At 72.1% G+C, this 25,722-nt stretch carries 16 protein-coding genes; 4 read left to right on the top strand and 12 right to left on the bottom strand.

Features of this window, described 5'->3' with window-relative positions; all coding sequences use genetic code 11:
• Nucleotides 1-17 precede the first annotated feature (17 nt).
• Together ACIBCJ_RS13090 and ACIBCJ_RS13085 are read right to left on the bottom strand one after the other, a co-directional pair.
• Nucleotides 18-2,684: a cellulose binding domain-containing protein gene (locus ACIBCJ_RS13090; RefSeq protein WP_365978060.1), complete on the bottom strand. Its 2,667-nt coding sequence runs from the start codon at nucleotides 2,682-2,684 to the stop codon at nucleotides 18-20.
• A 249-nt stretch (nucleotides 2,685-2,933) separates the two neighbouring features.
• Entirely contained in the window at nucleotides 2,934-5,855 is a 2,922-nt protein-coding gene (locus ACIBCJ_RS13085) for a glycoside hydrolase family 48 protein (protein WP_365978059.1), read from the bottom strand.
• Nucleotides 5,856-6,387: 532 nt separating this feature from the next.
• On the opposite strand from ACIBCJ_RS13085, the gene ACIBCJ_RS13080 reads away from it, so the two are divergent.
• Together ACIBCJ_RS13080 and ACIBCJ_RS13075 are read left to right on the top strand one after the other, a co-directional pair.
• Nucleotides 6,388-8,124, top strand: coding sequence for a glycoside hydrolase family 6 protein (locus tag ACIBCJ_RS13080; RefSeq protein WP_365978058.1), 1,737 nt, complete (start codon nucleotides 6,388-6,390; stop codon nucleotides 8,122-8,124).
• A 161-nt stretch (nucleotides 8,125-8,285) separates the two neighbouring features.
• On the top strand, nucleotides 8,286-9,233 hold the full coding sequence (locus ACIBCJ_RS13075; protein WP_365978057.1) for a methyltransferase domain-containing protein: 948 nt from the start codon (nucleotides 8,286-8,288) through the stop codon (nucleotides 9,231-9,233).
• A gap of 95 nt (nucleotides 9,234-9,328) precedes the next feature.
• On the opposite strand, the gene ACIBCJ_RS13070 is transcribed toward ACIBCJ_RS13075, so the two are convergent.
• The 3 genes from ACIBCJ_RS13070 to ACIBCJ_RS13060 form a co-directional block, all read right to left on the bottom strand.
• Nucleotides 9,329-10,159, bottom strand: a complete 831-nt coding sequence (locus ACIBCJ_RS13070) for an aldo/keto reductase (protein WP_365978056.1) — start codon at nucleotides 10,157-10,159, stop codon at nucleotides 9,329-9,331.
• Between the two features lie 83 nt (nucleotides 10,160-10,242).
• The gene (locus ACIBCJ_RS13065) at nucleotides 10,243-12,069 is read right to left on the bottom strand and encodes an AMP-dependent synthetase/ligase (protein WP_362505086.1); all 1,827 of its coding nucleotides are present in this window, start codon (nucleotides 12,067-12,069) and stop codon (nucleotides 10,243-10,245) included.
• Nucleotides 12,070-12,281: 212 nt separating this feature from the next.
• Nucleotides 12,282-13,796 carry an MFS transporter gene (locus ACIBCJ_RS13060; protein WP_365978055.1) on the bottom strand — a complete coding sequence of 505 codons (1,515 nt, stop codon included), beginning with the start codon at nucleotides 13,794-13,796 and terminating at the stop codon, nucleotides 12,282-12,284.
• A 149-nt stretch (nucleotides 13,797-13,945) separates the two neighbouring features.
• Here ACIBCJ_RS13060 and ACIBCJ_RS13055 point away from each other — a divergent pair, with 149 nt between their 5' ends.
• Nucleotides 13,946-14,923: an Lrp/AsnC family transcriptional regulator gene (locus ACIBCJ_RS13055; protein ID WP_365978054.1), complete on the top strand. Its 978-nt coding sequence runs from the start codon at nucleotides 13,946-13,948 to the stop codon at nucleotides 14,921-14,923.
• Here ACIBCJ_RS13055 and ACIBCJ_RS13050 read toward each other — a convergent pair.
• Nucleotides 14,902-15,783, bottom strand: a complete 882-nt coding sequence (locus tag ACIBCJ_RS13050) for a LysR substrate-binding domain-containing protein (protein ID WP_365978053.1) — start codon at nucleotides 15,781-15,783, stop codon at nucleotides 14,902-14,904. The genes ACIBCJ_RS13055 and ACIBCJ_RS13050 overlap by 22 nt on opposite strands.
• A 168-nt stretch (nucleotides 15,784-15,951) precedes the next feature.
• Between ACIBCJ_RS13050 and ACIBCJ_RS13045 the strand changes: the two genes are divergently transcribed.
• Nucleotides 15,952-16,995 carry a bile acid:sodium symporter family protein gene (locus tag ACIBCJ_RS13045; protein WP_362093829.1) on the top strand — a complete coding sequence of 348 codons (1,044 nt, stop codon included), beginning with the start codon at nucleotides 15,952-15,954 and terminating at the stop codon, nucleotides 16,993-16,995.
• A 26-nt stretch (nucleotides 16,996-17,021) separates the two neighbouring features.
• Here ACIBCJ_RS13045 and ACIBCJ_RS13040 read toward each other — a convergent pair whose 3' ends face one another.
• From ACIBCJ_RS13040 to ACIBCJ_RS13015, 6 genes are all read right to left on the bottom strand, one after another.
• A complete protein-coding gene (locus ACIBCJ_RS13040) occupies nucleotides 17,022-18,920 on the bottom strand; it encodes an exo-alpha-sialidase (RefSeq protein WP_365978052.1) in 1,899 nt (632 codons plus the stop codon).
• A gap of 225 nt (nucleotides 18,921-19,145) precedes the next feature.
• Nucleotides 19,146-19,994, bottom strand: coding sequence for a formate dehydrogenase accessory sulfurtransferase FdhD (fdhD, locus tag ACIBCJ_RS13035; RefSeq protein ID WP_362505071.1), 849 nt, complete (start codon nucleotides 19,992-19,994; stop codon nucleotides 19,146-19,148).
• A gap of 32 nt (nucleotides 19,995-20,026) precedes the next feature.
• Nucleotides 20,027-20,887, bottom strand: a complete 861-nt coding sequence (locus tag ACIBCJ_RS13030; protein WP_365978051.1) for a 2Fe-2S iron-sulfur cluster-binding protein — start codon at nucleotides 20,885-20,887, stop codon at nucleotides 20,027-20,029.
• A complete protein-coding gene (locus ACIBCJ_RS13025; RefSeq protein ID WP_365978050.1) occupies nucleotides 20,884-22,842 on the bottom strand; it encodes an NAD(P)H-dependent oxidoreductase subunit E in 1,959 nt (652 codons plus the stop codon). The genes ACIBCJ_RS13030 and ACIBCJ_RS13025 overlap by 4 nt, the downstream gene beginning before the upstream one ends.
• Complete coding sequence (locus ACIBCJ_RS13020) at nucleotides 22,823-24,751, bottom strand: molybdopterin-dependent oxidoreductase (protein ID WP_365978049.1); 1,929 nt, start codon at nucleotides 24,749-24,751, stop codon at nucleotides 22,823-22,825. The genes ACIBCJ_RS13025 and ACIBCJ_RS13020 overlap by 20 nt, the downstream gene beginning before the upstream one ends.
• Entirely contained in the window at nucleotides 24,748-25,719 is a 972-nt protein-coding gene (locus ACIBCJ_RS13015) for a 2-dehydropantoate 2-reductase (protein WP_365978048.1), read from the bottom strand. The genes ACIBCJ_RS13020 and ACIBCJ_RS13015 overlap by 4 nt, the downstream gene beginning before the upstream one ends.
• Nucleotides 25,720-25,722: the final 3 nt, after the last annotated feature.

Here is a 25,722-nt window from a genome sequence, read left to right as displayed (position 1 = left end):
GCCCGCCGGGGCGGGGGTCACTCCAGCGCGCAGCCGTGCTCACCGAGCCGGAAACCGGACGGTTTCCCGTTCGTCCCCGACCAGCTGCCCGTGAACCCGAAGCCCACCGAAGCGCCGGGCGCCACCTCGGCGTTCCAGGCGACGTTCCTCGCCGTCACCGCGGGGCCGGACCGGGTGTGTTCGGCGTTCCACATCTGGTTGACCCTCTGGTCGCCGGGGAACGACCAGCCGAGGGACCAGCCGTGCCAGGCCGACGTGCCGGTGTTGGTGAGCCGGACGTCCGCCTGGAAGCCGCCCGACCACTGGTTCGTGACCGTGTACGTCACCTTGCAGGCGCCGGTGGGCGCCGGGTCGGGGCCCGGGTCCGTGCCGCCGTCGCCCCCGCCGGTGTCCGAGGTGTCGCCGTAGACGACCCCGCGGCCGTTGGTGGCCACGTACACCCGGCCGTAGACCCGCGGGTCGCCGGTGATGGCGGCGCCCGTCCAGCCCCACTGGTGGGCGTCGTCGTTGACGCGGGTCCAGGTGGCGCCCCGGTCGGTGGAGCGGAAGATGCCGCGGACGCCGCCGATCTTCGCGCTGGTGAAGAGGGTCTGGTAGGAGGCGCCGGGCGCCGCCTTGCCGAAGCCGATGGTGTCGGCCGCCTCCACGTTCGGGAGCCGGGTGAAGGTCGCGCCGCCGTCCGTCGAGTGCCACAGCCCGTACGGGCCGTCCGCCGCGCCGCCGGCCAGCCAGACGTCGCCCTCCCCGCCCGGCAGGGCCTTGAAGCGGACGCTGTCACCGGCGGGCAGTCCGGTCGCCGCCGACGCGGTGAAGGTCGCGCCGCCGTCCTTGCTGACGTAGAACTTGCCGGACTTGAAGCCGTAGAAGGTCTTGGGGTCCATCCGGTCGGACTCGACGACCGCGCCGGCCGGGATGCCGCTCGACGCCTGCCAGGAGGTGCCGAAGCCCGTCGTGTGGTGCACCCCTGCGCCCTCGGGGCTCCACACGAAGCGGCTGCCGTCGGCGCCCGCCGCGACCGTGCCGCCGCCGCTCACCCCCGACGGGTCGGTACCGCCGAACCAGTTGGCGCCGTTGTCCGTGGAGAAGGCGACGTGCGGGCCCGAGTCGAGGTTGCCGGAGCGCACGACGACGTCCGGCTTCGACTCCGCGAAGTCCAGGCTGGTGGAGGTGGTGAAGTTCGGCGAGGTGAACATCATCGGCGGCACCTCGGTCAGGCTGGTGTGCCGGAAGCCGCCGACGTCACCCAGCGCGCTGAGCAGCGGCGCACCGGACGGCGGAGCGACCAGGTCGTTGACCGCCGTCTCCTCCAGGCCGCGCACCATCGGTGTGATGGTGAACGTGCCGCCGGAGTCCCACTTCGTGAGGTTCTCCGTCCCGTAGACCGTCGCACCCGTGCCGTACATCATCCGGTCCGAGTCGAACGGGTCGATCTCCAGCGCCTCCGTCATCCAGCCCAGCTTCGGCGTCTGCTCGGGCGGTGCCGGGTTCGCGCCCCAGGTGAGCCACGGTGAGGAGGAGACGTCCATCGTGTAGCGGTTCGCGCGCTCCGGGTACGACGTGTAGCTCCACGCCTGCGTCCATGTGCCGCCGCTGTCCGTCGAGCGGAAGATCTGCGTGTCCGGCCACCACGAGCTGTACGCCGTCGCCATCACCGTGCCCGGGTGCTGCCGGTCGACGGTCAGGCCGCTGAAACCGTAGAAGGTGTCCGCCTCGGCGACCGGGCTGATGTCCGTCCAGGTGCCGGTCGCCGTCGCGTACCGGTACAGCCGGCCCCTGCCGCCGTCGTACGGGCCGCCCGTGTCGCTGTAGGCGAGGTAGAGGTAGCCGTGCTCCGCGTCCAGCACGCCCTTGTGGGCCAGGTAGCCGGTGGGCTGCCCGGCGAGCCGCTCCCAGGTGACGCCCGCGTCCGTCGAGCGGTAGACCGCGTTCTCCTTGTCGGCCACCCCGACGTACACCGTGCCCGTCGCCGAGCCCGCGGAGCCCGTCGACTCGTCGAAGGTGACCCAGGTGATGCCCTGGTTGTCGGAGGCGTAGCCGGAGGTGTCGCCCGGGTCCTGCGCGTAGTTGCCGGGGTTCGGGAAGGCCGTCACCTCGGACCAGGTGACGCCCGCGTCGGTGGACCGCCACAGGCCGTGGCCGCTGGGCGCGCCCAGGTACAGCACGTCGTTGTCGTGCGGGTCGACCGCCAGGCGCTCGCCCATGCCGCGGCCCGGCATGTTGCCGCCCAGCTTGAACGGCAGATCCGTCCGCTGCCACGTCGCACCCCGGTCGGCGGAGCGCAGCACCGCGCCGTTGCCCGGGTCCCAGTCGTTGGTGTACGTGCCGACGGCCGCGTACACCCGGTCGGGGTCGACGGAGTCCGAGGCGAGGCCGATCACCCCGGTGTGACCCCAGTCGTCCCAGCCGACGTGGTCGAGCAGCGGCGTCCAGGTCCGGGAGGACTCCTGCCAGCGGTAGGCGCCGCCGATGTCGGTACGGGCGTAGGCCAGGTCCTTCTCGGTGCGGTTGAAGACGATCCCGGGGACGAAGCCGCCGCCGTCGATGCGGGCGTTCTTCCAGGTGTAGCTGTCGGCGGTGACAGCCGCCCGCGGCGCTGGATCGGCGGCCAGCGCCGTGGGCGGGCTGCCCGCCAGCAGGCCGGCCGCGAGGGCCAGCAGCACGGTGAGGATCCGGGTTCTTCGCACGGTGGGGAACCGTCCTTCCGTCAGGAAAAGAACACATGCGAGGACCGGGCGGCCCCAGGCGTGGGCGGGGGCAGCCCGGTCAGGTGGTCCCGTCGTCCGGTGACGGGACCGTGCACGCGGAGCCGTCAGGCGCTCCGGGGAAGAAGCGGTGCCCACAGCGTCCCTGAAAGGGGCGCGGGGAACTGCGCGACCGGCCACACTCGGCCCGCAGTCGAACAACCGCCCCACCCGCGGAGCGCCTCGCGGGGGCTATTCCAGTAGCTCCGCGTACGAACCCATGGCGAGGGCTATGTCCGCCTGGGCCCAGAACCGGTGGTACGTGAACGTGGGCGCGGCACCGCCCTGGAGGTAGCTCTCGATCTTCGACCAGGCCGGGTCGTCCTGGTAGAAGGAGCGGATCGAGGCGAAGGTCGACGACTTGTCGATCTTGTCGCCGTTCGGCATGGTGCCGCTCCAGCCGCTCGGGACGTAGACGCTGTCGTCGAAGCGGTTGTAGTCGGCGCGGGTCTCCGGCACGGCGATGCCGAGCGCGTCCTGGTTGTTCTCCCACATGCCGTCGAGCAGCGCCTTGGCGGTCGAGGCCGCCTCCGTGTCGCCCGAGCGGTCGGCGTAGTACGTCAGGGTCTTGGCGTACGCCGCCGCCACACCGACGTCGTTGGTGTAGTCCGCGACCGTGACGTGCAGGTCGCCGTTGTCACCCGGGGACGAGGCGTTCCAGGTGTCCGGCTGACCGGACCACTGGAGCGTCGAGGGGATCCGGAAGGTGCCGTCCGGGTTGACCGTCGTCTCCGACAACGCCCAGTCGACCCACTTGTCCAGGACGGCCTTGGCGTCGGCGTCACCGCTCTGCTGGTAGTACTCGGCGACCCGTTCCATGGACCACGCCTGGAAGCCGAACCACTGGTTGGACGGCGGGTCGTGGTACACCGGCTTCTCGTCGTAGTACATGCCGTAGAAGGTCGGCGTACCGGCCGGCGGGGTCGCGTAGCGGCCCGCCCAGCTGTTGGTGGCGCCGCCCGCGATGGCGCCCTCGTCCGACTGGAGCCAGCGGTAGAACTCCAGCTGCCGGTCGAGGGACTTCGCCCAGTCCGACTGGCCCGTCGCCGACTTCGGCTTCAGGTCGGCGTCGGTGCTCAGCGCGTACGCCGCCAGCGGGTTCTGGTAGCCGCCGTGGGTGTGGCTGGAGCCGATGCGCCAGGCCCAGCCCGCCGAGGTGTCGACCGCGCCGCCCCAGGCGTAGTACCAGGACAGCAGGTAGTGCGAGGAGTCCTTGCCGCTGCCGGCCGGGCAGCTCGTCGGGCCCACGCAGTTGCCGACCTTCTTGAAGTACTTGTCGAACATGGCGTAGCGCAGGTAGTCGCCCATCTTCGCGGCCTTCCCGAGGGTCGCGGAGATCTCGGCGCTCTTGCCCTGTTCGCCGGCCCAGATGTCCGCCCAGTAGGCGGCCTGCACGGCGCGCGCGTCGGCGTCCGGGGCGTTGGTGAACTTCCACTGCTTGGCGTAGGAGGCGTCACCGGTGAACAGGTCCAGGTAGCCGTTCTTCCCGCCGTACTTGAAGGCGTCGCAGGTCGGCTGCGGCACCGTCTCCCACACCGACTCCTGCACGCCGCGCTGGAACGTGTTGATGTAGGAGGGCCCGGTGTCGGAGGGCCCCGCCTCGCACTTGCCGGGCGAGTTGCCGTAGCCGTACGTGTTGTCGACGTCCTGGAGCCAGTGCATGCCGTAGACGTCGTCCGTGCCGTACGCCGACTTCAGCTCACCGGCGATCGGGTCCGGGCCCACCGAGACGTTGCCGTCCAGCGGCGACGGGTACTCGTTCGGCGTGTCCAGCTCGGGCGCGTAGGTGGCCGGCTTCGAGGCGTTGTAGGACGCGTTGGTCGGCTGGTCGGCGTGGGTGGGGATCATGTAGGTTTCCATGATCTTCCAGGCGTTGTTGAACTTCGCCCAGTCGCCGGTCACCTTGCCGTACATCGCCTGGAGCCACAGCAGGTAGCTGTAGGCCTCGGACGTGGTCTCGTGCCCGTGGTCCGGCGCCTCGACGATGAGCGTCTCGACGGAGTGGTACGGGATGCCCTCGGGCGAGAAGTAGCCGTTCGCCGGGTCGGTGATCTTGCCGTACAGCTCCAGGAAGCGGGCGTCGTAGTCCTTCGCCGCCGCCAGCTGGGTCACGGTGACCGTGGCCTTGCCGTGTCCGGGGGCCGTCGACTCGAAGACCGCCGAACCGGTGCCGGAGGCGTCCGCCGAGACCGTCACCCGCTGTGCGGTGGCCCAGTTCGACGGGGTGAAGGTGAGGCTCGCCCCGCCGGTGACGGACAGGCCGGTGTTGCCGCTCGCCCGCGACGTCGTGACGGTCACGTTCGCCGTCGGCTGCTTCGACAGCTTGACCTCGTACGTCCCCGACTCGCCCTGCTGGACGCCCAGTTGACCGGGCGATGCGACCACGGTCGGTCCCGAGGCGACCGTGATGCCGACCGGCGTGGAGTCCGCGGAGGCGCCCGTGCTGTCGTAGGCCTTCGCCACCAAGGAATGACTGCCCACGGTCAAGCCGGAGGCGGAGTACGCGTACGGCGAGCTGGTGTCGGTGCCCAGCAGCTTGGTGTCGTCGTAGAACTCCACCTTGCTGATCGTGGCCCCGTCGGCCGCGGCCGCCGTGGCCGCCAGCGGCACCGCCTCGCCCTGCGAGTACACGGCACCGGACGTGGGGCTGGTCAGCACCGTGATCGGCGGCTGGTGCGCGCCCGTGCAGGTGGTGCCGTTGACGGCGAAGTTCGCCGGCGCGGCGTTGCTTCCGCTGTACGTGAACTGGCCGCCGGTGGAGACGGCGGCCCCGGCGGCGATCCGTGCGTTGTACGGAGCGTTCTTCACGGTGACGTTCCGGCCCGACTGGGACCAGGTGCCGTTCCAGCCGTTGGACAGTTTCTGGTTGCCCGCGTAGGAGTACGTCAGCGACCAGCCGTCGATGGCGTCGGAGCCCCGGTTGGTCAGTGTCAGCTCGGCGGTGAAGCCGGAGCCCCAGTCGTTGGTCTTGTAGTCCACGCTGCACTGAAGTGCAGCCGCCTGGGCGGGAGTTGAACCTGTGCCCAGCATCGTGAGGGGAAGTGCCAGGGCCGCCGCCGCGGCGGTCCACCATCGCCGCGCGGTGCGGCGTCTGGGTCTGTGTCCGGAGTGCATGGTGCTGGTTCCTCCTTGCGGCTCGGAGAGGGAGGTGGGGGAGGAGCAACAAGCCTTGAACCAGTGGGAGCGCTCCCATAGTGAGGAGGCTGCCTGGTGCGGTCAAGATGTGTGAACAGTCGAAAAGATTCGACAGATCCGGCGGGCAGAAAGTCGGTAACTCCTCTGTTCTTTGCCGTCACTTGGCGCTACCTTCGCTGCACCAGTGGGAGCGGTTCCACCAGTCGACGCGTCCGTCACGACGCGCCCGAACTGCAAGGAGTCGCTCATGCGCCACCCCCCGCTCCACCCTCCGCGTTCAGGACTTTTAGCCGTTGCGGCAGGCGCGATCGCAGCCACCGCCACGGCCCGTCCGACGCGTCGTCGGCCGGTTCGCCGGCCTGTACATCCCCCGGGTGAATCCACGGTGCCCGCGGGCCGTTCCTGACCACGATCACGACGGCACCCCCATGCCGATCGGCAGCGGGCCGCGCCGACCGACGCGCGGCCCCGGACGACAGCAGCACCCCCACGAAAGAAGGAACCCGCACTCATGACCCGTACCAGAACCGCGATGCTCGCTGCCCTGACACTGGTGGCCGGCGCCTCCGGCACGGCACTGGCCGCCCACTCCGCGAGCGCCGGAGCCGCGGCAGCCGCCTGTACCGTCGACTACAAGGTGCAGAACGACTGGGGAAGCGGATTCACCGCTGCCGTGACCGTCACCAACAACGGCGCCGCCACGTCCAACTGGTCGCTGAAGTGGTCGTACGCCGGCAGCCAGAAGATCACCAACAGCTGGAACGCCAAGGTCAGCCAGAGCGGTGCCGCGGTCACCGCGGCCAACGAGTCGTACAACGGCACCCTGTCCACGGGCGGTTCGGCGAACTTCGGCTTCCAGGGCACCTACAGCGGCAGCAACGCGGTCCCGGCCACCTTCACCCTCAACGGCGTGACCTGCAACGTCGACGGCGGACCGACCGACCCGACGGATCCGACCGACCCGACCGACCCGACCGACCCCACCGGGCCGTCCGACCGGGTGGACAACCCCTACGCCGGCGCCAAGGGATACGTGAACCCGGAGTGGTCGGAGAAGGCGGCGGCCGAACCCGGCGGCAGCCGGATCGCGAACCAGCCCACCGGCGTCTGGCTGGACCGGATCGCGGCCATCGAGGGCGCGAACGGCGGCATGGGCCTGCGCGACCACCTCGACGAGGCGCTGAAGCAGAAGGGCTCGGGCGAGCTGTACATCCAGCTCGTGATCTACAACCTGCCCGGACGCGACTGCGCGGCCCTCGCCTCCAACGGTGAGCTGGGCCCGACGGAGATCGACCGGTACAAGACGGAGTACATCGACCCGATCGCCGAGATCCTCTCCGACTCCAAGTACGCCTCGCTGCGGATCGTCACCACGGTCGAGATCGACTCGCTGCCCAACCTGGTCACCAACGTCTCGGGCCGGCCGACCGCCACGCCCAACTGCGACGTGATGAAGGCCAACGGCAACTACCAGAAGGGCATCGGCTACGCCCTGAACAAGCTCGGTGACATCGACAACGTCTACAACTACATCGACGCCGGTCACCACGGCTGGCTCGGCTGGGACGACAACTTCGGTTCCTCGGCCGACATGTTCAAGACGGCCGCCACCACCGAGGGCGCGACCCTCGGCGACGTCCAGGGCTTCATCGTCAACACCGCCAACTACAGCGCGCTGAAGGAGAACAACTTCAAGATCACGGACAGCGTGAACGGCACGTCCGTGCGCCAGTCCAAGTGGGTCGACTGGAACCGCTACACCGACGAGCTCTCCTACGCCCAGGCGATGCGCGAGAAGCTGGTCTCGATCGGCTTCGACTCGAAGATCGGCATGCTCATCGACACCTCCCGCAACGGCTGGGGAGGCACCCAGCGGCCCACCGGTCCCGGCGCCACGACGAACGTCGACACCTACGTCAACGGCGGCAAATACGACCGCCGCATCCACCTCGGCAACTGGTGCAACCAGTCCGGAGCGGGCCTCGGCGAACGGCCCAAGGCCAACCCCGAGCCCGGTATCGACGCCTACGTGTGGATGAAGCCGCCGGGCGAGTCGGACGGCGCGAGCAAGGAGATCCCGAACGACGAGGGCAAGGGATTCGACCGGATGTGCGACCCGACGTACACCGGCAACGCGCGCAACGGCAATAGCATGTCCGGTGCCCTCCCGGACGCCCCGCTCTCCGGGAAGTGGTTCTCCGCCCAGTTCCAGGAGCTCATGAAGAACGCCTACCCGCCCCTGTCGTGAGCGGGTTCCCGCGCACGCCGCGCGGGTGAGCCCGCCGGGGCCCGGCCGAGCGCGCCGGGCCCCGGTGGCCGCGCGGGCTTTTGCGGAAGCGGCAACAACGGTTGCACCCTCGCGGTGGGTCGTCGCACCCTGGCGGCACCGCGAACGGGAGGCTGACCAGCATGGCGCACGACCACCACCACCACGACACGTCCGGCTCCGGCCACGAGCGGGGCCACGCCCACGAGCAGGGCCACGCGCACCGGCACGGACCCGCGCACGACCACGGCGACCTCGACTGGACCGCGATGGCCCCGCACCTGGAGGCCCAGGCCGAGCTGTACACGCCGCTGTACCGGCAGGCCCTCACCTGGCTGGCCCACGAGGTGGGCGACCCGGGGCTGGTCGTCGACGTCGGCAGCGGGCCCGGCGTCGTCTCCTGCCTGTTCGCCGGCGCCTTCCCCGGCGCCCGGGTCGTCGCCGCCGACGGCGCCGCACCGCTCCTGGAGCGGGCCCGGGCCCGCGCCGAGCGGCAGGGCTTCGCCGACCGCTTCGGCACCCTCGCCGGTGACCTGCCGGCCGCGCTGTCCGAGCTGGACCGTCCCGCCGACCTGATGTGGGCCAGCCAGAGCCTGCACCACCTTCCCGACCAGCGCGCGGCCCTCGCCGCCCTCGGCGGGCACCTGGCACCCGGCGGCACGCTGGCGGTCCTGGAGGGCGGACTGCCCGCCCGTTTCCTGCCCCGCGACCTCGGCTTCGGGCGCCCCGGCCTGGAGGCCAGGATCCGCGCCGCGGAGGAGGACGTGTTCGCCGGGATGCGCGCGGACCTGCCGGACTCCGTGGCCGAGACCGAGGACTGGCCCGCGATGCTGACCGCCGCCGGGCTGAAGCACACCGGCACCCGCAGCTTCCTGCTCGACCTGCCCGCACCCCTGTCCGACGCGGCCCGCGACTACGTCACCACGTCGCTGTCCCGGGTGCGCGAGCGGATCGGCGACGGGCTCGACGCCGAAGACCTCGCCGCCCTGGACCGGCTGCTCGACCCCGCCGACGAGGCGGGCGTGCACCGGCGTCGGGACGTGTTCGTGCTGGTCGCGCACACCGTGTACACGGCGGTACGGCCGGCCTGACGCGGGGGCTCGACCTCCCGTGGGGCAGCCGGCCGACACGCGCGGGAGGGGCCCGGCCGCCTGCGCGACCGGGCCCCTCCTCACAGGTGTACCGCTCAGTTGACGTCCGCCGGATCCGGGCCGAGCCGGCGGTCCTCGTTCAGCGCGCTGATCGCCGCGAGGTCCTCGTCGTCCAGGGTGAAGCCGAACACGTCGATGTTCTCCTTGATCCGGGACGGCGTCACGGACTTCGGGATCACCACGTTGCCCAGCTGGAGGTGCCAGCGCAGCACGACCTGGGCCGGGGTGCGCCCGTGCTTCTGGGCGATCGCCACGATCGCCGGGATGTCCAGGATGCCCTTGCCGGACCCGAGCGGGGACCAGGCCTCGGTGGCGATGCCCTGCTTCGCGTGCACCTCGCGGGAGGTGTGCTGCTGGAGGTGGGGGTGCAGCTCGATCTGGTTGACCGCCGGGACCACCGACGTCTCGGCGGTCAGCCGCTCCAGGTGCTCCGGCAGGAAGTTGGAGACACCGATGGCCCGGACCCGGCCGTCGGCGAGCAGCTTCTCGAACGCCTTGTAGGTGTCGACGTACTTGTCCCCGGCCGGCACGGGCCAGTGGATCAGGTAGAGGTCGAGGTACTCCAGGCCGAGCCTCTCCATCGAGGTGTCGAAGGCGCGGAGGGTGGAGTCGTACCCCTGCTCGCTGTTCCAGAGCTTGGTGGTGACGAAGAGGTCCTCACGGGGCAGATCCGAGGCCGCGATCGCCCTGCCGGTGCCCTCCTCGTTGCCGTAGATCGCCGCTGTGTCGATGCTGCGGTACCCGGCCTCCAGTGCCCGGGCGACGGCGGTCTGCGCCTCGTCGTCCGGCACCTGCCAGACGCCGAAGCCCAGCTGGGGCATCTCGACGCCGTTGTTCAGGGTGATCGGGGGGACCTTGCTGCTCACGAGCTCTTGATCCTTCGGTTGTGGTCAGGTGGTACTCACATCGTCAACGATCACGAGCCCCCGCGCATTCCTGACCGCGGAACTCACGCCCTGTACAGTGCCTCGACCTCGGTGCCGTAGGCGTTCTCGATGGCCTTGCGCTTCAGTTTCAGCGAGGGCGTCAGGAGACCGTGCTCCTCGGTGAACGGCTGGGCCAGGATGCGGAAGGTGCGGATCGACTCGGCCTGCGACACCAGCGTGTTGGCCGCGACGACCGCCCGCCGCACCTCCGTCTCCAGGTCGCCGTCGTGCACCAGGTCGGCCGGCGCGAGCTGCGGCTTGTTGCGCATCGTGAGCCAGTGCTCGACCGCCTCCTGGTCGAGGGTGATCAGTGCGGCGACGTAGGGCCGGTCGTTGCCGACGACGATGCACTGGTTGACCAGGGGGTGGTCGCGCACCCGCTCCTCGAGCAGCCCGGGGGAGACGCTCTTGCCGCCGGAGGTCACCAGGATCTCCTTCTTGCGGCCCGTGATGGTGAGGTAGCCGTCCTCGTCCAGGGCGCCGAGGTCACCGGTGGCCAGCCAGCCGTCGTGCAGGGTCTCGTCGGTGGCCTTGGGATTGTTCAGGTAGCCCTCGAAGACGTTGCCGCCGTTCAGCCAGATCTCGCCGTCGTCCGCGATGTGCACGGTGACACCGGGCACGGGCTGCCCGACGGTGCCGTAGCGGGTGCGGTCGGGCGGGTTGGCGGTGGCGGCGGCCGTGGACTCGGTCAGGCCGTAGCCCTCATAGATCTGCACGCCCGCGCCCGCGAAGAACAGACCGAGCCGCCGGTCCATCGCCGAGCCGCCCGACATGGCGTTGCGCAGGCGCCCGCCCATGGCCGCCCGCACCTTGGCGTAGACGAGCTTGTCGAAGAGCTGGTGCTGCATCCGCAGTCCCGCCGAAGGGCCGGGCCCGGTGCCCCAGGCCTTCGCCTCCACCGCGTCCGCGTACTTCACGGCCACCTCGACGGCCTTCTCGAAGGGGCCGGCCTTCCCCTCCTTCTCGGCCTTGCGCCGGGCCGCGTTGAACACCTTCTCGAAGATGTACGGCACGGCCAGGATGAAGGTCGGTCTGAAGGCCGCCAGGTCGGGCAGCAGGGCCGCGGCGTTGAGCTGCGGCTGGTGGCCGAAGCGGACCCTGCCGCGGATCGCCGCGACCTCCACCATCCGTCCGAAGACATGGGCGAGCGGCAGGAACAGCAGGGTCGCCGCCTCGTCGCCCCGCTTGGAGTGGAACACCGGCTCCCAGCGCTCGATGACGGTGTCCGCCTCGTACATGAAGTTGCCGTGGGTCAGGACGCAGCCCTTGGGGCGGCCGGTGGTCCCCGAGGTGTAGATGATGGTGGCGACCGACTCCGGCGTGACCGCCTTGCGGTGCCGGTGCACCACCTCGTCGTCGAGGTGCGCACCCGCGTCGTACAGCTCCTGCACGGCGCCGGAGTCCAGCTGCCACAGGCCGCGCAGGTGCGGCAGCCGGTCGATGACGGTGGCGATCGTCATCGCGTGGTCCTCGTGCTCCACGACCGCCGCGGTCACCTCGGCGTCGTACAGCATCCACATGCACTGCTCGGCCGAGGAGGTCGGGTAGACCGGCACCACCTGGGCACCGATCGTCCACAGGGCGAAGTCGAAGAGGGTCCACTCGTAGCGGGTGCGGGACATGATGGCGACCCGGTCGCCGAAGCGGATGCCCTGGGCCAGCAGTCCCTTGGCGAGGGCCAGCACCTCGTCGCGGAAGGCCCCGGCGGTGACGTCCCGCCACTGCCCCGCCTCGTCCTTGCGGCCGAGTGCGATGTGCCGCGGATCCTCCTCGGCATGCTCGAAGACGACGTCGGCCAGACCGCCCACCGGTGGTGCCAACGTCAACGGAGGACTGGTGAACTCGCGCAAACCCCGCTCCCCGCTTTGTGATGACGCCCCCCACAGCGCGGTGAAAGCTACCCCACCCGGCGCGGGGACGGGAGGGGTGCCTGTTTCGAACAAGGCTCATGTTCGCGCTGGTCAGCGGGAGAAAATGCGCTCACATGGGGAAGGGTCGGACAGTTTCCTGACGATCGAGTAAGTTTCGGTGCCGTAATCTCCACCGAATCTGTACGACCCGATTACCGCCGGTACGGCGCCGCCGGAGCGGCCTCTTCCTCTTTCAGCGCGGGCGCCGCGGATTCCGTCACACCGGCCTCGCGGCCCCCGCGGCCGGCCCGGACCAGGACGAGCACCAGCACCCCGCCGACCGCGGCGACGGCCCCCGCGGTCACCGCCGCCGCGTTCAGGCCCGAGGCGAACGCGGCCCGCAGCGCGTGCTCGCCGAACACGCCCCGCAGGGCGCCCGCCGCACCGCCCGCCAGGCCGTGCGCCGCGTCGTGCGGCAGCGAGTCGGACATCCGCGAGGTCAGCACCGTGCCGAACACGGCGATGCCGAGCGCGTACCCGAGCTGCCGGAAGGTGTTGACCGCGCCCCCGGCCATGCCGGACCGCTCCGCCGGGACCGCCGCAAGCGCCGCGCCCGCGATACCGGGCGACACCAGCCCCGTCCCGACACCCACCAGGAGCAGCCCCGGCACCAGGGCGGACGCGCCCGAGCCCGCGTCCAGGAACGCCATGCAGAACTGTCCCGCGGCGATCAGCAGCAGCCCGCCGCCGACGGTCAGCTGCGCCGGCACCCCGTGCAGCAGCCGTCCGCCCACCGCGGCCACCGCGAACGACGCCAGCGACAGCCACACGAACACCAGCCCGCCCCGCACCGGGCTCATCCCCAGCAGCGTCTGGAGCCATATGGACGTGTACGCCATCACACCGAACGCCGCCGCGTTGAAGGCCAGCCCGCCCAGCATCACACCCGAGAAGGCGGGCCGCAGGAACAGCCGCGGATCGAGCAGCGGATCGGCGACCCGGCGCTCCACCGCGACGAACGCGCCCAGCGCCGCCGCCGCGAGCGCGAACGAGGCGAGGGTGCCGCCCTCCGTCCAGCCGTGCGACCCGGCCCGCACCGCCCCGTACGTCAGGGCCCCGGCGAACGCCGCGAACGTGACCGTGCCCGCCCAGTCCACGCGGCGCCCGGCCGCCCCGCGGGACTCCGGCACCACGCGCAGCGTCAGCCAGACCGCCACCACGCTCACCGGCAGGTTCACCCAGAAGATCCAGCGCCAGCCCGGACCGTCGGTGAGCAGTCCGCCCAGCACCGGGCCCACGGCCGCCGCCGCCCCGCTGACCGCGCCCCACACGCCGAGCGCCATCGACCTGCGGCGCCCCTGGTAGACCGAGCCGAGCAGCGGCAGCGTGGTGGCGAACATCGCCGCCGCGCCCACCCCCTGGAGCCCGCGCGCGGCGACCAGCATCCCCGGCCCACTGGCCAGGCCGCACAGCAGCGACGCCACCGCGAACAGCACCACGCCCGCCACGTGCACCCGGCGCCGTCCCAGGACGTCGGCCGCGGCTCCCAGACCCAGCAGCAGCGCGGCCAGCGCCAGCGCGTAGCCGTCCATCACCCACTGCAGATCGCTCAGCGACGCGTGCAGCCCGCGAGCCATGTCCGGCAGTGCGACCACCGCGATGGTCACGTCCAGCAGCAGCATGAACGTCCCCAGGCACACCGCGGTGAGCGGCCCCCATGTACGCATGTTCGTCTTCTTCCTGTGTTCCGCGAGCCGTGTTCCACGCACCGTGTCCGACGCGTGTCCGTGTCTCCGTACGATGGACCGGCACCGGCAGATCGACCCTGTCCATGACGCTCATGTGACGGAACCCGATGGGAGCGTCCTCGTTGCGGATGGAATCCGACACCTTCGACGAACTCGACCTGTGCCTGCTGAACGCGCTGGAGGTCAACGGCCGCGCCTCCTTCAGCCGTATCGGGACGGTGCTCGGCGTCTCCGACCAGACCGTCGCCCGCCGCTACCGCAGGCTCCGCGCCGAGGGCGGGCTGCGGGTGGTCGCCGTCCGGGACCCCGCGGCGCTCGGTCAGGACCACTGGACGCTGCGGCTGCGCTGCGTGCCCGACAGCGCACCGGCCATCGCGGACGCGCTCGCCAAGCGGCCCGACACCAACTGGATCGGGCTGGCCGCGGGCGGCACGGAGATCATCTTCGGCACCCGGCCGCGCAGCCCGGGCGACCGGGACGACCTGCTCCTCGGCAAGCTGCCGCGCACCCCGCACGTCCTGGAGATCCACGCCCACCAGATCCTGCACCGCTTCTACGGCGGGCCCAGCGGCTGGCTGCGCAAGTTCGGCGTCCTCGACGACGATCAGGTCGCGGCGCTGCGGCCGGAGAACGGACCGAGCCGTCCGGGACCGGCCCGCATCGACCCCGAGGACGAGCCGCTGCTCGACGTCCTGGAACGCGACGGGCGGGCCGGTTACCCCGAACTCCAGCGCGCCACCGGCCGCTCCGAGTCAGCGGTCAAACGCCGTCTGGCCGCGCTGCTCGGCTCCGGCGCCGTGTACATCGACGTGGAGTACCACTCGGAGATCCTCGGATATCCGACCGCCGCGGTGCTGTGGCTCACCACCAGCCCCGCCGCGCTGCACCGGGTCGGCGAGGCCCTGGCCGGGCACGACGAGATCGCCCACGCCGCCGCCACGGCGGGACCGTCCAACATCGTCGCCACCGCGGCCGTCCGCAGCACCGCCGACCTCTACGCCTACCTCAGCGGTCCGCTCGGGCGCCTGGAGGGCGTCCATCACGTGGAGGCCTCGCCCTTCCTGCGCCGGGTCAAACAGCTCACCTACGCGAGGCCCGTGCGCTGAGGACGGTGCAGCCGGTCACCGCCCGCCAGGATCGCCGCCGCCAGCGCGTCCGCGGCGCCCTGGGCCGAGGGGCGGCGCCGGCCGTGCACCAGCACGAAGTCCACACCGCCCAGCTCGGGCAGCCCCGCCCGGTCCGGCACCCGCACCAGACCGGGTGGGACCAGGCCGCGCGAGTGCGCCATCACACCCAGGCCCGCGCGGGCGGCGGCGATCAGGCCGTTGAGGCTGCCGCTGGTGCAGGCGACGCGCCACGCGCGGCCCTCCCGTTGCAGGGCGTCCAGGGCGAGCGCGCGGGTGATGCCCGGCGGTGGATAGACGATGAGCGGCACCGGACGGTCCGGGTCCAGGCGCAGCCGCTCCGCGCTGATCCACACCAGCCGGTCGCTCCACACCGGCTCGCCGCGCGGGTCCTCGGGCCGCCGCTTGGCGAGCACCAGGTCCAGCTTCCCCGCCGCCAGTTGCTCGTGCAGCGTCCCGGACAGCTCCACCGTCAGCTCCAGGTCGACCTCGGGGTGGTCGTGCCGGAAGGCCTCCAGGATCTCCGGCAGCCGGGTCAGTACGAAGTCCTCGGACGCCCCGAACCGCAGCCGCCCCCGCAGCCGGGTGCCCGTGAAGAAGGCCGTCGCCTGCTCGTGCACGTCCAGAATCCGGCGCGCGAACCCGAGCATCGCCTCCCCGTCCTCCGTCAGCTCCACGGAGTGCGTGTCGCGGCTGAAGAGCTGCCGTCCGGTGGCCTCCTCCAGGCGCCGCACGTGCTGGCTCACCGTCGACTGACGCAGCCCGAGCCGCCGGGCGGCCTGCGTGAAGCTCAGCGTCTGGGCAACCGAAAGGAACGTACGCAGGTGGGAGGGGTCGTACATGCCGCCAGACTAGCGGCGGTCATCGGCGAACGCGATGACAGTCAGAGCGGTGTACCGGATTCCCGATCGCCGGGCGGGGGAGCACGATGGAGCGGGGACCCGTGATCCCTTCGGACGAGTCGGAAGAGTCGGACGAGTCGTAAGCAAGCAGCGAGCAAGTGGAGCACCGTGAAACGCCTGCGTTGGCCGCGTTGGATGCCGATCGATCCGTACATCCTTCTGCTGCTCGGCACGGTGGGCCTCGCGGCGCTGCTTCCGGCCCGCGGCGCGGGGGCGGACGTCGCCTCCGGCGCCTCGACCGCCGCGATCGCGTTCCTCTTCTTCCTCTACGGTGCCCGGCTCTCCACCAGAGAGGCGATGGACGGCGTACGGCACTGGCGCCTCCATGTCACCGTGCTGGCCTGCACCTTCGTGGTCTTCCCGCTGCTCGGCCTGGCGTCCCGCGGTCTGGTCCCGGTGTTCCTGACCGATCCCCTCTATCAGGGTCTGCTCTTCCTCACCCTGGTCCCGTCGACCATCCAGTCCTCGATCGCCTTCACCTCCATCGCCCGCGGCAACGTGCCCGCCGCCATCTGCGCGGGGTCCTTCTCCTCGCTGGTCGGCATCGTGGTCACCCCGCTGCTGGCCGCCGCCCTGCTGGGGAGCGGCGGGGGCGGGTTCTCCGCCGACTCGGTGGTGGAGATCGTGCTGCAACTGCTGGTGCCGTTCGTGGCCGGGCAGTTGCTGCGCCGGTGGATCGGGGGCTTCGTCGCCCGGCACAAGAAGGTGCTCGGGCTCGTCGACCGCGGCTCGATCCTGCTGGTCGTCTACACGGCGTTCAGCGAGGGCATGGTCCGGGGGATCTGGCACCAGGTGAGCCCCGTACGGCTGGCCGGGCTGCTGGCTGTGGAGGCGGTGCTGCTGGCCGTGATGCTCGTCCTGACCTGGTACGGGGCGAAGGGTCTCGGCTTCGGACGCCAGGACCGGATCGCGATCCAGTTCGCCGGGTCCAAGAAGTCGCTGGCCGCCGGACTGCCCATGGCGAGCGTGCTGTTCGGCGCCCAGGCCTCGCTGGCGGTGCTGCCGCTCATGCTCTTCCACCAGATGCAGCTGATGGTGTGCGCGGTGATCGCCAAGCGGCGGTCGCGCGACCCGGAGGCGGTCGCGTCCGAGGCGCCGGACGCCCCGCAACGCACGGCGGCCGGCACCGGAGGCCGATCCGGCCGGGCGTGAGCGCGCGGGTGCGGAGGCGGTGGGGCTCAGCGGACCGTGCCCGGTTCCGTCTGCGTCCCGTCCACGCGGTCCAGGGGCAGGTGCAGGACGGTGCTCCCGGCGGCGGAGGGCGGGGCTCCGGCGGCGATCTCCTCGTCGGTCAGCGCCCGGTTCCACACGTGCACGTCGTCGACGGCGCCGGTGAGACGGGTCCGGCCGTCCATCCGCTCGCCGACGTGCACCCCGAAGGGCGAGTTGCGGCTCACCGAACCCGGCACGTCCGCCGCGTCGGCCACCGCCGCACCGTCGACGAACAGCGTGAGCCGGCCCGAGCCCCGGCGCAGCGCCAGGTGGTGCCACTGCCCGTCGTTCAGGGCCCGGTCGGTGCGTACCCACGCCGAGCGTGGTCCCGCCCCGCCCTCCCGCGCTGTGATCAGCCCCTGCACCCGCCCGTCGCCGGGTTCGGCGCGCAGCCACACCTGGGGCTGCGTGGTGCCGACGCCGCCCATCCACAGCAGCGGCTGCTCCCCGTCGGCCGCCGAGTACCGCAGCCACAGCGCCGCCGTGAAGGCCCCGTCCCCGAGCGGCAGCCGCGCGTCGTAGGGCAGCCGTACGGCGTCGTCGGCGCCGTCGAACGCGAGCGCGCCGCCCACCGCGCCGTCCGTCGTGCCCGCGCCGCCGAGCACGGTCGCGGGCGCCGCTCCGGCGGCGAGGTCGGGGGTGGTGGGGTCGGCGGCCCGGCGCGGTGCGAGCCAGTCCTCGGTGAAGCGGGCGAAGCGGATCTCGTCGCGGGCGTCGGACGCCCCACCCTCGTACAGCAGTCCCACGGTGTCGTCGTCGACGGCCACCAGGTCCGAGTAGCCCGCCCAGTCCCGGGTGACGACCGTGCCGCGGTCCACGCTGTCCCAGGTCGCGCCGCCGTCCCAGGAGGAGCGGACCGTCATCGTCCGGCGGCGGTCCGGATCGGCGGGCGCGGACAGCAGGACGCGGTCGCCCAGGCGCAGCAGCGCGCCCTGCACCTGCGGGGCGTACAGGTCGGGCAGGGCGCGGAAGGGGGCCGTGAAGCCGTCGCCGCCGTCGTGGCTGAGGGCCTGGGTGCGGTGGCCCAGGTCGGTGCCGTTCTCCTCGCGGCCGCTGACCAGGAGCACACCGTCGGCGCGTTCGGTGAGGGTCAGTTCGGAGGGCTTCTGCCGGAAGGTGCCGTCGGCGGCGACGGGCCAGGTGCCGATGGCGCCGGTCCTCCAGTGCTCGCCGCCGTCGTCGCTGACCACGAGGGCCGCGTGGTTGGCGGTGACACGGGTGCCGTCCCAGGACTCGGCGTTGACGCCGACGACGAGCCGCCCGGGGTGGGCGCCGCCGGTGAGCTGGACGCCGTGCACGGGGCCGGTGGCGTACCAGGAGTTCCAGTCGGCCGGCCGGATCCCGGGGCTCAGGTCGCGGGAGGCGGACCAGGTGCGGCCGTCGTCGTCGCTGTGCCGCAGGTGCGGTGTGCGCGCGCAGGGCACCGCGCAGTTCGAGGCGTCCGTGCGGCCCGCGTTGTACGTCGCCAGCAGGAGGACGCGGCCGGTCGTGCGGTCCACGACCGGGCTCGGATTGCCGTGGGTGTCGCCGCCGCCCTCGTCGACGACCTGGAGCGGGCCCCAGGTGCGTCCGCCGTCGGTGGAGCGTTTGAGGACGATGTCGATGTCACCGGCGTCGGCGCAGTCGAGGACTCGGCCCTCGGCGAAGGCGAGCAGTGTGCCGTCCGTCGTGCCCACGATCGCCGGGATCCGGAAGCAGGCGTAGCCGCCCGGGTCCCGGGCCGCGTCGAAGAGCACCTGCTCCTCGAACGCGGGGGCGCGGTCGCGACCACCGGACAGCGCGTGCGCGGGGAGAGGGGACAGGGCCGGCCCGCACGACGCGAGGGCCAGGGCCAGCAGGAGGAGGCGGGGAGGCGGGAACGGCATGGCGCGGTCAGTCCTTCGGGCGGCCGACGGGGGAGGGGACCGTTCCGGACATCAGTACTAGAGGCCCCCGGCGTCCGCGGGGACCGCGCCGGGCCCCGCGTGTCGGGGCCGGGGCGGATCGCCGGCGCGGGGCCGGACGGCTGAGGCGGTCGAGGCGGGGCCCCTTGGGCGCAGGGGGCGCTCCCCGCCGGCAGGGGCCCCGCCGCCGTGTCGCGGGGAGGCGGGTCAGCCCTGCGCGGCCGTGGCCCGCAGGGCGACGCGGTCCTCACCCGCGTACACGTTCATGGAGCTGCCGCGCAGGAAGCCCACCAGCGTCAGTCCCGTCTCGGCCGCGAGGTCCACCGCGAGCGAGGACGGCGCCGACACGGCCGCCAGCACCGGGATGCCCGCCATCACGGCCTTCTGGGCCAGCTCGAACGAGGCACGGCCCGACACCAGCAGCACCGAGCGCGACAGAGGCAGACCGCCGTTCTGCAGGGCGCGGCCGACCAGCTTGTCGACCGCGTTGTGCCGGCCCACGTCCTCCCGTACGTCCACCAGCTCGCCGTCCTCGGTGAACAGGGCCGCCGCGTGCAGTCCGCCGGTCCGGTCGAAGACCCGCTGGGAGGCGCGCAGCCGGTCGGGCAGCCCGGCCAGCAGCTCGGGGGTGACGCGGACCCGGGGCGTGTCGGCGACGGGCCAGCGGGTCGTCGTACGCACCGCGTCCAGGCTCGCCTTGCCGCACAGTCCGCAGGACGAGGTGGTGTAGACGTTCCGCTCCAACGTGATGTCGGGGACCCGCACTCCGGGGGCGGTCCGTACGTCGACCACGTTGTACGTGTTGGATCCGTCGGCCGTCGCCCCCGCGCAGTACACGATGTTCTGGAGGTCCGCCTGCTCGGCGAGCACGCCCTCGCTGACCAGGAAACCGGCGGCGAGTGCGAAGTCGTCGCCGGGGGTGCGCATCGTGATGGCGAGCGGCTTGCCGTTCAGCCGGATCTCCAGCGGTTCCTCGGCGACGAGCGTGTCCGGCCGGGTGGAGACCGCGCCGTCCCGCACGCGGATCACCTTGCGTCGTTCCGTGACTCGTCCCATGTTCGTGCCCCTTGCGCCGGTCGGTGTGCCGGTCAGTCCCGGTTCTGTACGTGCTGGTAGCCGAAGCGGCCCTTGATGCACAGGTTGCCGTGGGTCACCGGGTTGTCGTGCGGAGAGGTGACCTTCACGATCTCATTGTCCTGCACGTGGAGCGTGAGGTTGCAGCCCACTCCGCAGTACGCGCAGACCGTCGTCGTCTCCGTCTGCCGGCCCTCGTCCCAGGTGCCGGCCGCCCGCATGTCGAACTCGGACTTGAAGGACAGGGCCCCGGTGGGACACACCTCGATGCAGTTGCCGCAGTAGACACAGGCCGAGTCGGTCAGCGGGGCGTCGTGCTCGACCGAGATCCGGGCGCCGAAGCCGCGGCCGGAGACGGAGATGGCGAAGCTGTTCTGCCACTGGTCGCCGCAGGCGTCCACGCACTTGTAGCAGAGCACGCACTTGCCGTAGTCCCGCACGTAGAGGTCGTTGTCGACGCGTGGTTCCTCGTCGACGCGGGCCGCGTCCGGGCCGAAGCGGTCGGGCTCCGCCCCGTAGTCCTCGATCCACCGCGCGGCCGAGGGCGTGGCGGAGAGGTCGACGGAGGAGGCGAGGAGTTCGAGGACGAGCTTGCGGCTGTGCCGGGCACGCTCGGTGTCGGTGCGCACCACCATGCCCTGCTCCGCCTTGCGCGAGCAGGCGGGCGCGAGCGTCCTGGCGCCCTCGACGTCCACCACGCAGAGGCGGCAGGCGTTCTTCGGGGCGAGCGTGTCGCCCTCGCACAGGGTCGGGACCTCCTTCCCGGCGGCCCGGCAGGCATCGAGGATCGTGGACCCTTCGGGGACCCGGGCCTCCTGACCGTCGAGGGTGAACTCCACCAGCCGGCGCGGCACTCCGAGCGGTATCGCGGTCATTCGTACGCCCCCAGACGGTCGATGGCGGATTCCACGGCGTTCCACGCGGTCTGCCCCAGACCGCAGATCGAGGCGTCCCGCATCGCGCGGCCGACCTCGCGCAGGAGGGCGATGTCGGGGGCGGCGCCCGCGCCGGTGCGGTCGACGATCCGGTGCAGTGCCTCTTCCTGGCGGACGGTGCCGACCCGGCACGGCACGCACTGGCCGCACGACTCGTCACGGAAGAACTCCGCGATGCGCAGCAGGAGGCGGGGGAGCGGCACCGTGTCGTCGAAGGCCATCACCACGCCGGAGCCGAGGGTGGTGCCGGCCTCGCGGGTGCCTTCGAAGGTGAGCGGGATGTCGAGTTCGTCGGGACGTACGAAGCCGCCGGCGGCGCCGCCGAGCAGGACCGCGCGGAGGTTGTCGCGGACACCGGCGAGGGTGAGCAGCTCACCGAGCGTCGCGCCGAAGGGGAGTTCGTAGACGCCGGGGCGGGCCACCGTGCCGGACACGCAGAACAGCTTCGGGCCGGTGGACGCCGGGGTGCCGATCGCGGCGTAGGCCGCGGCGCCCCTTGTCAGGATGGGGAGGACGTTGACCAGGGTTTCGACGTTGTTCTCGACCGTGGGTTTGCCGAACAGGCCCTTTTCGACCGGGAACGGCGGCTTGGAGCGTGGCTCGCCGCGACGGCCCTCGATGGAGTTGAACAGGGCCGTCTCCTCGCCGCAGACGTAGGCACCCGCGCCGCGCCGGATCTCGATGTCGAAGGCGTAGCCCTGGCCGAGGACGTCGTCGCCGAGGAGGCCGCGGGTGCGGGCCTGGTCGACGGCGTGGGAGAGGCGGGCGAGGGCGCGGGGGTACTCGCCGCGGAGGTAGAGGTAGCCCCGGTGGGCGCCGGTCGCGTACGCCGCGATCGTCATGGCCTCGACCAGGGCGTACGGGTCGCCCTCCATGAGGACGCGGTCCTTGAAGGTGCCCGGTTCGGATTCGTCGGCGTTGCACACGAGGTAGTGCGGGTGGTCGGGCTGGGCGGCGGTCGCCTGCCACTTGCGGCCGGTGGGGAAGGCGGCGCCGCCGCGGCCGACCAGGCCGGCGTCGGTGACCTCGCGGATGACGCCGGCGGGGCCGAGTGCGAAGGCGCGGCGCAGGGCGGTGTAGCCGCCGTGGGCCCGGTAGTCGTCGAGGGACGCGGGGTCCACGGTGCCGATGCGGTGGAGGAGGGTGAGGGTGGGGTCGCCGTACTGGGGGACGGCGGTTTCGGGGGCGGGCTCGGCGGGGGCGGACTCCGGGGCGGTGGCCGCCCGCGCGGTGGTCTCCGCGGTCGCGGGGGCGCATACGGCCGTCGCGTGGAGGGTGTTTCGCCCCCGCCGCCCCTTCCCTGTCCCGTCCCCGGGGGCTGCCGCCCCCGGACCCCCGCTGTCGGCCTGGACGGCCTCGTCCTCAAACGCCGGACGGGCTGGAGTGTCCTCCTGCGCCGACCGGGCTGGAGCGCCCGCGCGGATCGCCAGTGCCGCCGGGGCCCGTTCGCACAGGCCCAGGCACGGAGAGCGCTCGACCTTCACGCCGGTCTCCGGGCCCAGGCGTGTCTCCACGTCCGCGCACAGGGCGCCCGACCCCGCGGCCGTGCACGCCAGGTCGGTGCAGACGTGCAGGACGGTCGCCGGGCGCGGGCGGACCGAGAACATCGCGTAGAAGGTGGCCACCCCGTACGCCTCGGCCGGTGGGACCGTCAGGCGGCGGCAGACGTAGTCGAGGGCGCCCTCGCTGATCCAGCCGACGCGGTCGTTGAGTGCGTGCAGGGCGGGCAGGAGCCGGTCGCGGCGGTCCCGGGCCTCCCGGCCGCCCCGGGCCCACCGCAGGTCGGCGTCGGAGCGGTCGGCGCCCTCCCAGGACGACTCGGGCGGGCCGAGCAGGGCGTCCACGGCGGCGCGTTCCTCGTCCGTGGGTTTCCCGTCACCGAAGCGCAGGTCCACCGGTGCTCACCTTCTCGATCCGGATCGCAGAGGCCTTGAACTCCGCCGTCCCGGCGATCGGGCAGTTGGCCTCGATGGTCAGCTGGTTGGTGTCCACCTCGTCGGGAAAGTGGAAGCTCATGAAGGCCAGGCCCGGGCGCAGGGCCGGGTCGACCCGGACGGGGGCCAGCAGCGAACCGCGTCGTGAGGTCACCCGGACCTCCTCGCCGACCGTCACGCCGTAGCGTTCGGCGTCCTCGGGGCAGAGTTCGACCGACTCGCCGCGGCGCAGGGGAGAGGCGTAACCGCCGCTCTGCACACCGGTGTTGTAGGAGTCGAGACGCCTTCCCGTGGTCAGCCGGATCGGGTACCGCTCGTCGGTGAGGTCCACGGGCGGGTCGTGCCGGACGATGCCGAAGGGGGCGAGGGGGCCGCGACGGTCCGGGTCCGGGTCCCACAACCGGGCGTGCAGGTAGGGCGGTTCCAGTCCCTCCGTGCTCGGACACGGCCACTGGATGCCCTGGTGCTCCTCCAGGCGGACGTACGTCATGCCGTGGTGGTCGGGGGAGAGCGCGCGCAGTTCGTTCCAGACCGCCTCCGCGTCGGCGTACTTCCAGTCGTGGCCGAGTCGGGCGGCGAGGTCGCAGAGGATGTCGATGTCCTCGCGGGCCTCGCCGGGCGGGGTCACGGCCCGGCGGACGCGTTGGACGCGCCGTTCGCTGTTGGTGGTGGTGCCCTCCGTCTCCGCCCAGCCCGCGGTCGCCGGCAGGACCACGTCGGCCAGTTCGGCGGTCTTCGTGAGGAAGATGTCCTGGACGACCAGGAAGTCCAGCGCGCCGAGGCGGCGTACCGCCTGCTCGGCGTCCGCCTCCGACTGGGCCGGGTTCTCGCCGATGCAGTAGACGGCGCGGAGCGTGCCCTCGTCCATCGCCTCGAACATCTCGGTCAGGGTGAGCCCGTGACGCGGTTCGACCACCGTGTCCCAGGCGGTCTCGAACTTCCGGCGGACCTCCGCGTCGAGCACGTCCTGGAAGCCGGGGAGCCGGTTGGGGATGGCGCCCATGTCACCGCCGCCCTGCACGTTGTTCTGGCCGCGCAGCGGCTGCAGACCGGAGCCGTAGCGGCCGACGTGGCCGGTGAGCAGGGAGAGGTTGATCAGGGCGCGGACGTTGTCCGTGCCGTTGTGGTGCTCCGTGATGCCGAGGGTCCAGCACAGCTGGGCGCGCTCGGCCCGGGCGTAGGCGTGGGCCAGCTCGCGCACGGCGGCGGCCGGTACGCCGGTCACCTTCTCGGCGAGGGAGGGCGTCCAGGGTTCGACGAGGGCCTTGTACTCCTCGTAGCCCGTGGTCGCGCGCGCGATGAACGCCTCGTTGGCCAGCCCCGCGTGGATGATCTCGCGGCCGACCGCGTGGGCCAGCGGGATGTCCGTGCCGACGTTCGGGCCGAGCCAGCTCTCCGCCCACTCGGCGGTGGAGGTGCGGCGCGGGTCGACGGCGTACAGGCGGGCGCCGTTGCGCACGCCCTTCAGCACGTGCTGGAAGAAGATGGGGTGCGCGAAACGGGCGTTGGAGCCCCACATCACGATGACGTCGGTGTGCTCGATCTCCTCGTAGGAGGAGGTGCCGCCGCCCGAGCCGAAGGCGGCCGAGAGGCCCGCGACGCTCGGGGCGTGACAGGTGCGGTTGCAGGAGTCGACGTTGTGGGTGCCCATGACCACCCGGGCGAACTTCTGCGCCACGTAGTTCATCTCGTTGGTCGCCCGTGCGCAGGAGAACATCCCGAACGCGCCGCGCGCCGCCGCCAGGCCCCTGGCCGTGCGGTCCAGGGCCTCCTCCCAGGTAGCCCGGCGGAAGGGCTCGCTGCGCGAGTCCCGGACCAGGGGGTGGGTGAGTCGGGTGTAGGTCTTGGGGGTGCGGTCGCGTTTCCTCATGCGGCGCTCCTCAGCGCGAGCAGGTCCGACAGGGCGTGCACGGTGCGCAGGGTGGGCACCGGGACCCCGGTGATCTCCGCCAGCTCGACGACGGCGGCGAGCAGCACGTCGAGTTCGAGCGGCTTGCCGCGCTCCAGGTCCTGGAGCGTGGAGGTGCGGTGGTCGCCGACCTTCTCGGCGCCCGCGAGCCGGCGTTCGATGGAGACGCCGACCTCGCAGCCGAGGGCGCCGGCGACCGCGAGCGTCTCGGTCATCATGGTCTCGATGACCGCCCGGGTGCCGCCGTGCAGGCACATCTGCCGCATGGTGGCCCGGACCAGGGCGCTGATCGGGTTGAAGGAGATGTTGCCCAGCAGCTTCAGCCAGATGTCGCCGCGCAGGTCCGGCTCGACCGGGCACTTCAGACCGCCCGCGCGCATCGCCTCGCTGAACGCCAAGCACCGGGCCGAGACCTCCCGGCCGGGCTCGCCGATCGAGAACCTGGTGCCTTCCACGTGCCGTACGACGCCCGGCTGTTCCAGTTCGGTGGCCGCGTAGACGACGCAGCCGACGGCCCGTTCGGGCGCGAGCACCGCACTGACCGCACCGGCCGGGTCCACACTTTCGAGACGGCGCCCGTCCCAGGGGCCGCCGTGCCGGTGGAAGTACCACCAGGGGATGCCGTTCTGGGCGGCGACGACCGCCGTGCCCTCGTGCAGCAGCGGCTCGATCAGCGGCCCGCACGCCGCGTACGAGTTGGCCTTCAGGCCCAGGAACACGTAGTCGACCGGGCCCACTTCGGCCGGGTCGTCGGTGGCCCGGGGGTGCGCGGTGAAGTCGCCGCGCGGGCTGCGCACCCGTACTCCGTACTGCCTCATGGCCGCCAGATGCGGTCCACGGGCGATGAGATGCACGTCGGCGCCCGCACGGTGGAGCGCGGCGCCGACGTAGGCGCCGATCGCCCCGGCGCCGAGGACTGCGACTTTCATGAC

This window comes from Streptomyces sp. NPDC051136 (assembly GCF_044455745.1).
GTDB lineage: Bacteria > Actinomycetota > Actinomycetes > Streptomycetales > Streptomycetaceae > Streptomyces.
The sequence above is the reverse complement of the archived record's forward strand: the minus strand, read 5'-3'. Positions and strand labels throughout refer to the sequence as shown.

Bases quoted from the DNA above. Each gene is read 5' to 3' on its own strand.
- ACIBCJ_RS13080 (WP_365978058.1), top strand. From the start codon at position 6,388: ATGACCCGTACCAGAACCGCGATGCTCGCTGCCCTGACACTGGTGGCC.
- ACIBCJ_RS13020 (WP_365978049.1), bottom strand. From the start codon at position 24,751: ATGAGGAAACGCGACCGCACCCCCAAGACCTACACCCGACTCACCCAC.
- ACIBCJ_RS13040 (WP_365978052.1), bottom strand. From the start codon at position 18,920: ATGCCGTTCCCGCCTCCCCGCCTCCTCCTGCTGGCCCTGGCCCTCGCG.
- ACIBCJ_RS13055 (WP_365978054.1), top strand. From the start codon at position 13,946: ATGGAATCCGACACCTTCGACGAACTCGACCTGTGCCTGCTGAACGCG.
- fdhD (WP_362505071.1), bottom strand. From the start codon at position 19,994: ATGGGACGAGTCACGGAACGACGCAAGGTGATCCGCGTGCGGGACGGC.
- ACIBCJ_RS13085 (WP_365978059.1), bottom strand. From the start codon at position 5,855: ATGCACTCCGGACACAGACCCAGACGCCGCACCGCGCGGCGATGGTGG.
- ACIBCJ_RS13075 (WP_365978057.1), top strand. From the start codon at position 8,286: ATGGCGCACGACCACCACCACCACGACACGTCCGGCTCCGGCCACGAG.
- ACIBCJ_RS13050 (WP_365978053.1), bottom strand. From the start codon at position 15,783: ATGTACGACCCCTCCCACCTGCGTACGTTCCTTTCGGTTGCCCAGACG.
- ACIBCJ_RS13030 (WP_365978051.1), bottom strand. From the start codon at position 20,887: ATGACCGCGATACCGCTCGGAGTGCCGCGCCGGCTGGTGGAGTTCACC.
- ACIBCJ_RS13015 (WP_365978048.1), bottom strand. From the start codon at position 25,719: ATGAAAGTCGCAGTCCTCGGCGCCGGGGCGATCGGCGCCTACGTCGGC.
- ACIBCJ_RS13060 (WP_365978055.1), bottom strand. From the start codon at position 13,796: ATGCGTACATGGGGGCCGCTCACCGCGGTGTGCCTGGGGACGTTCATG.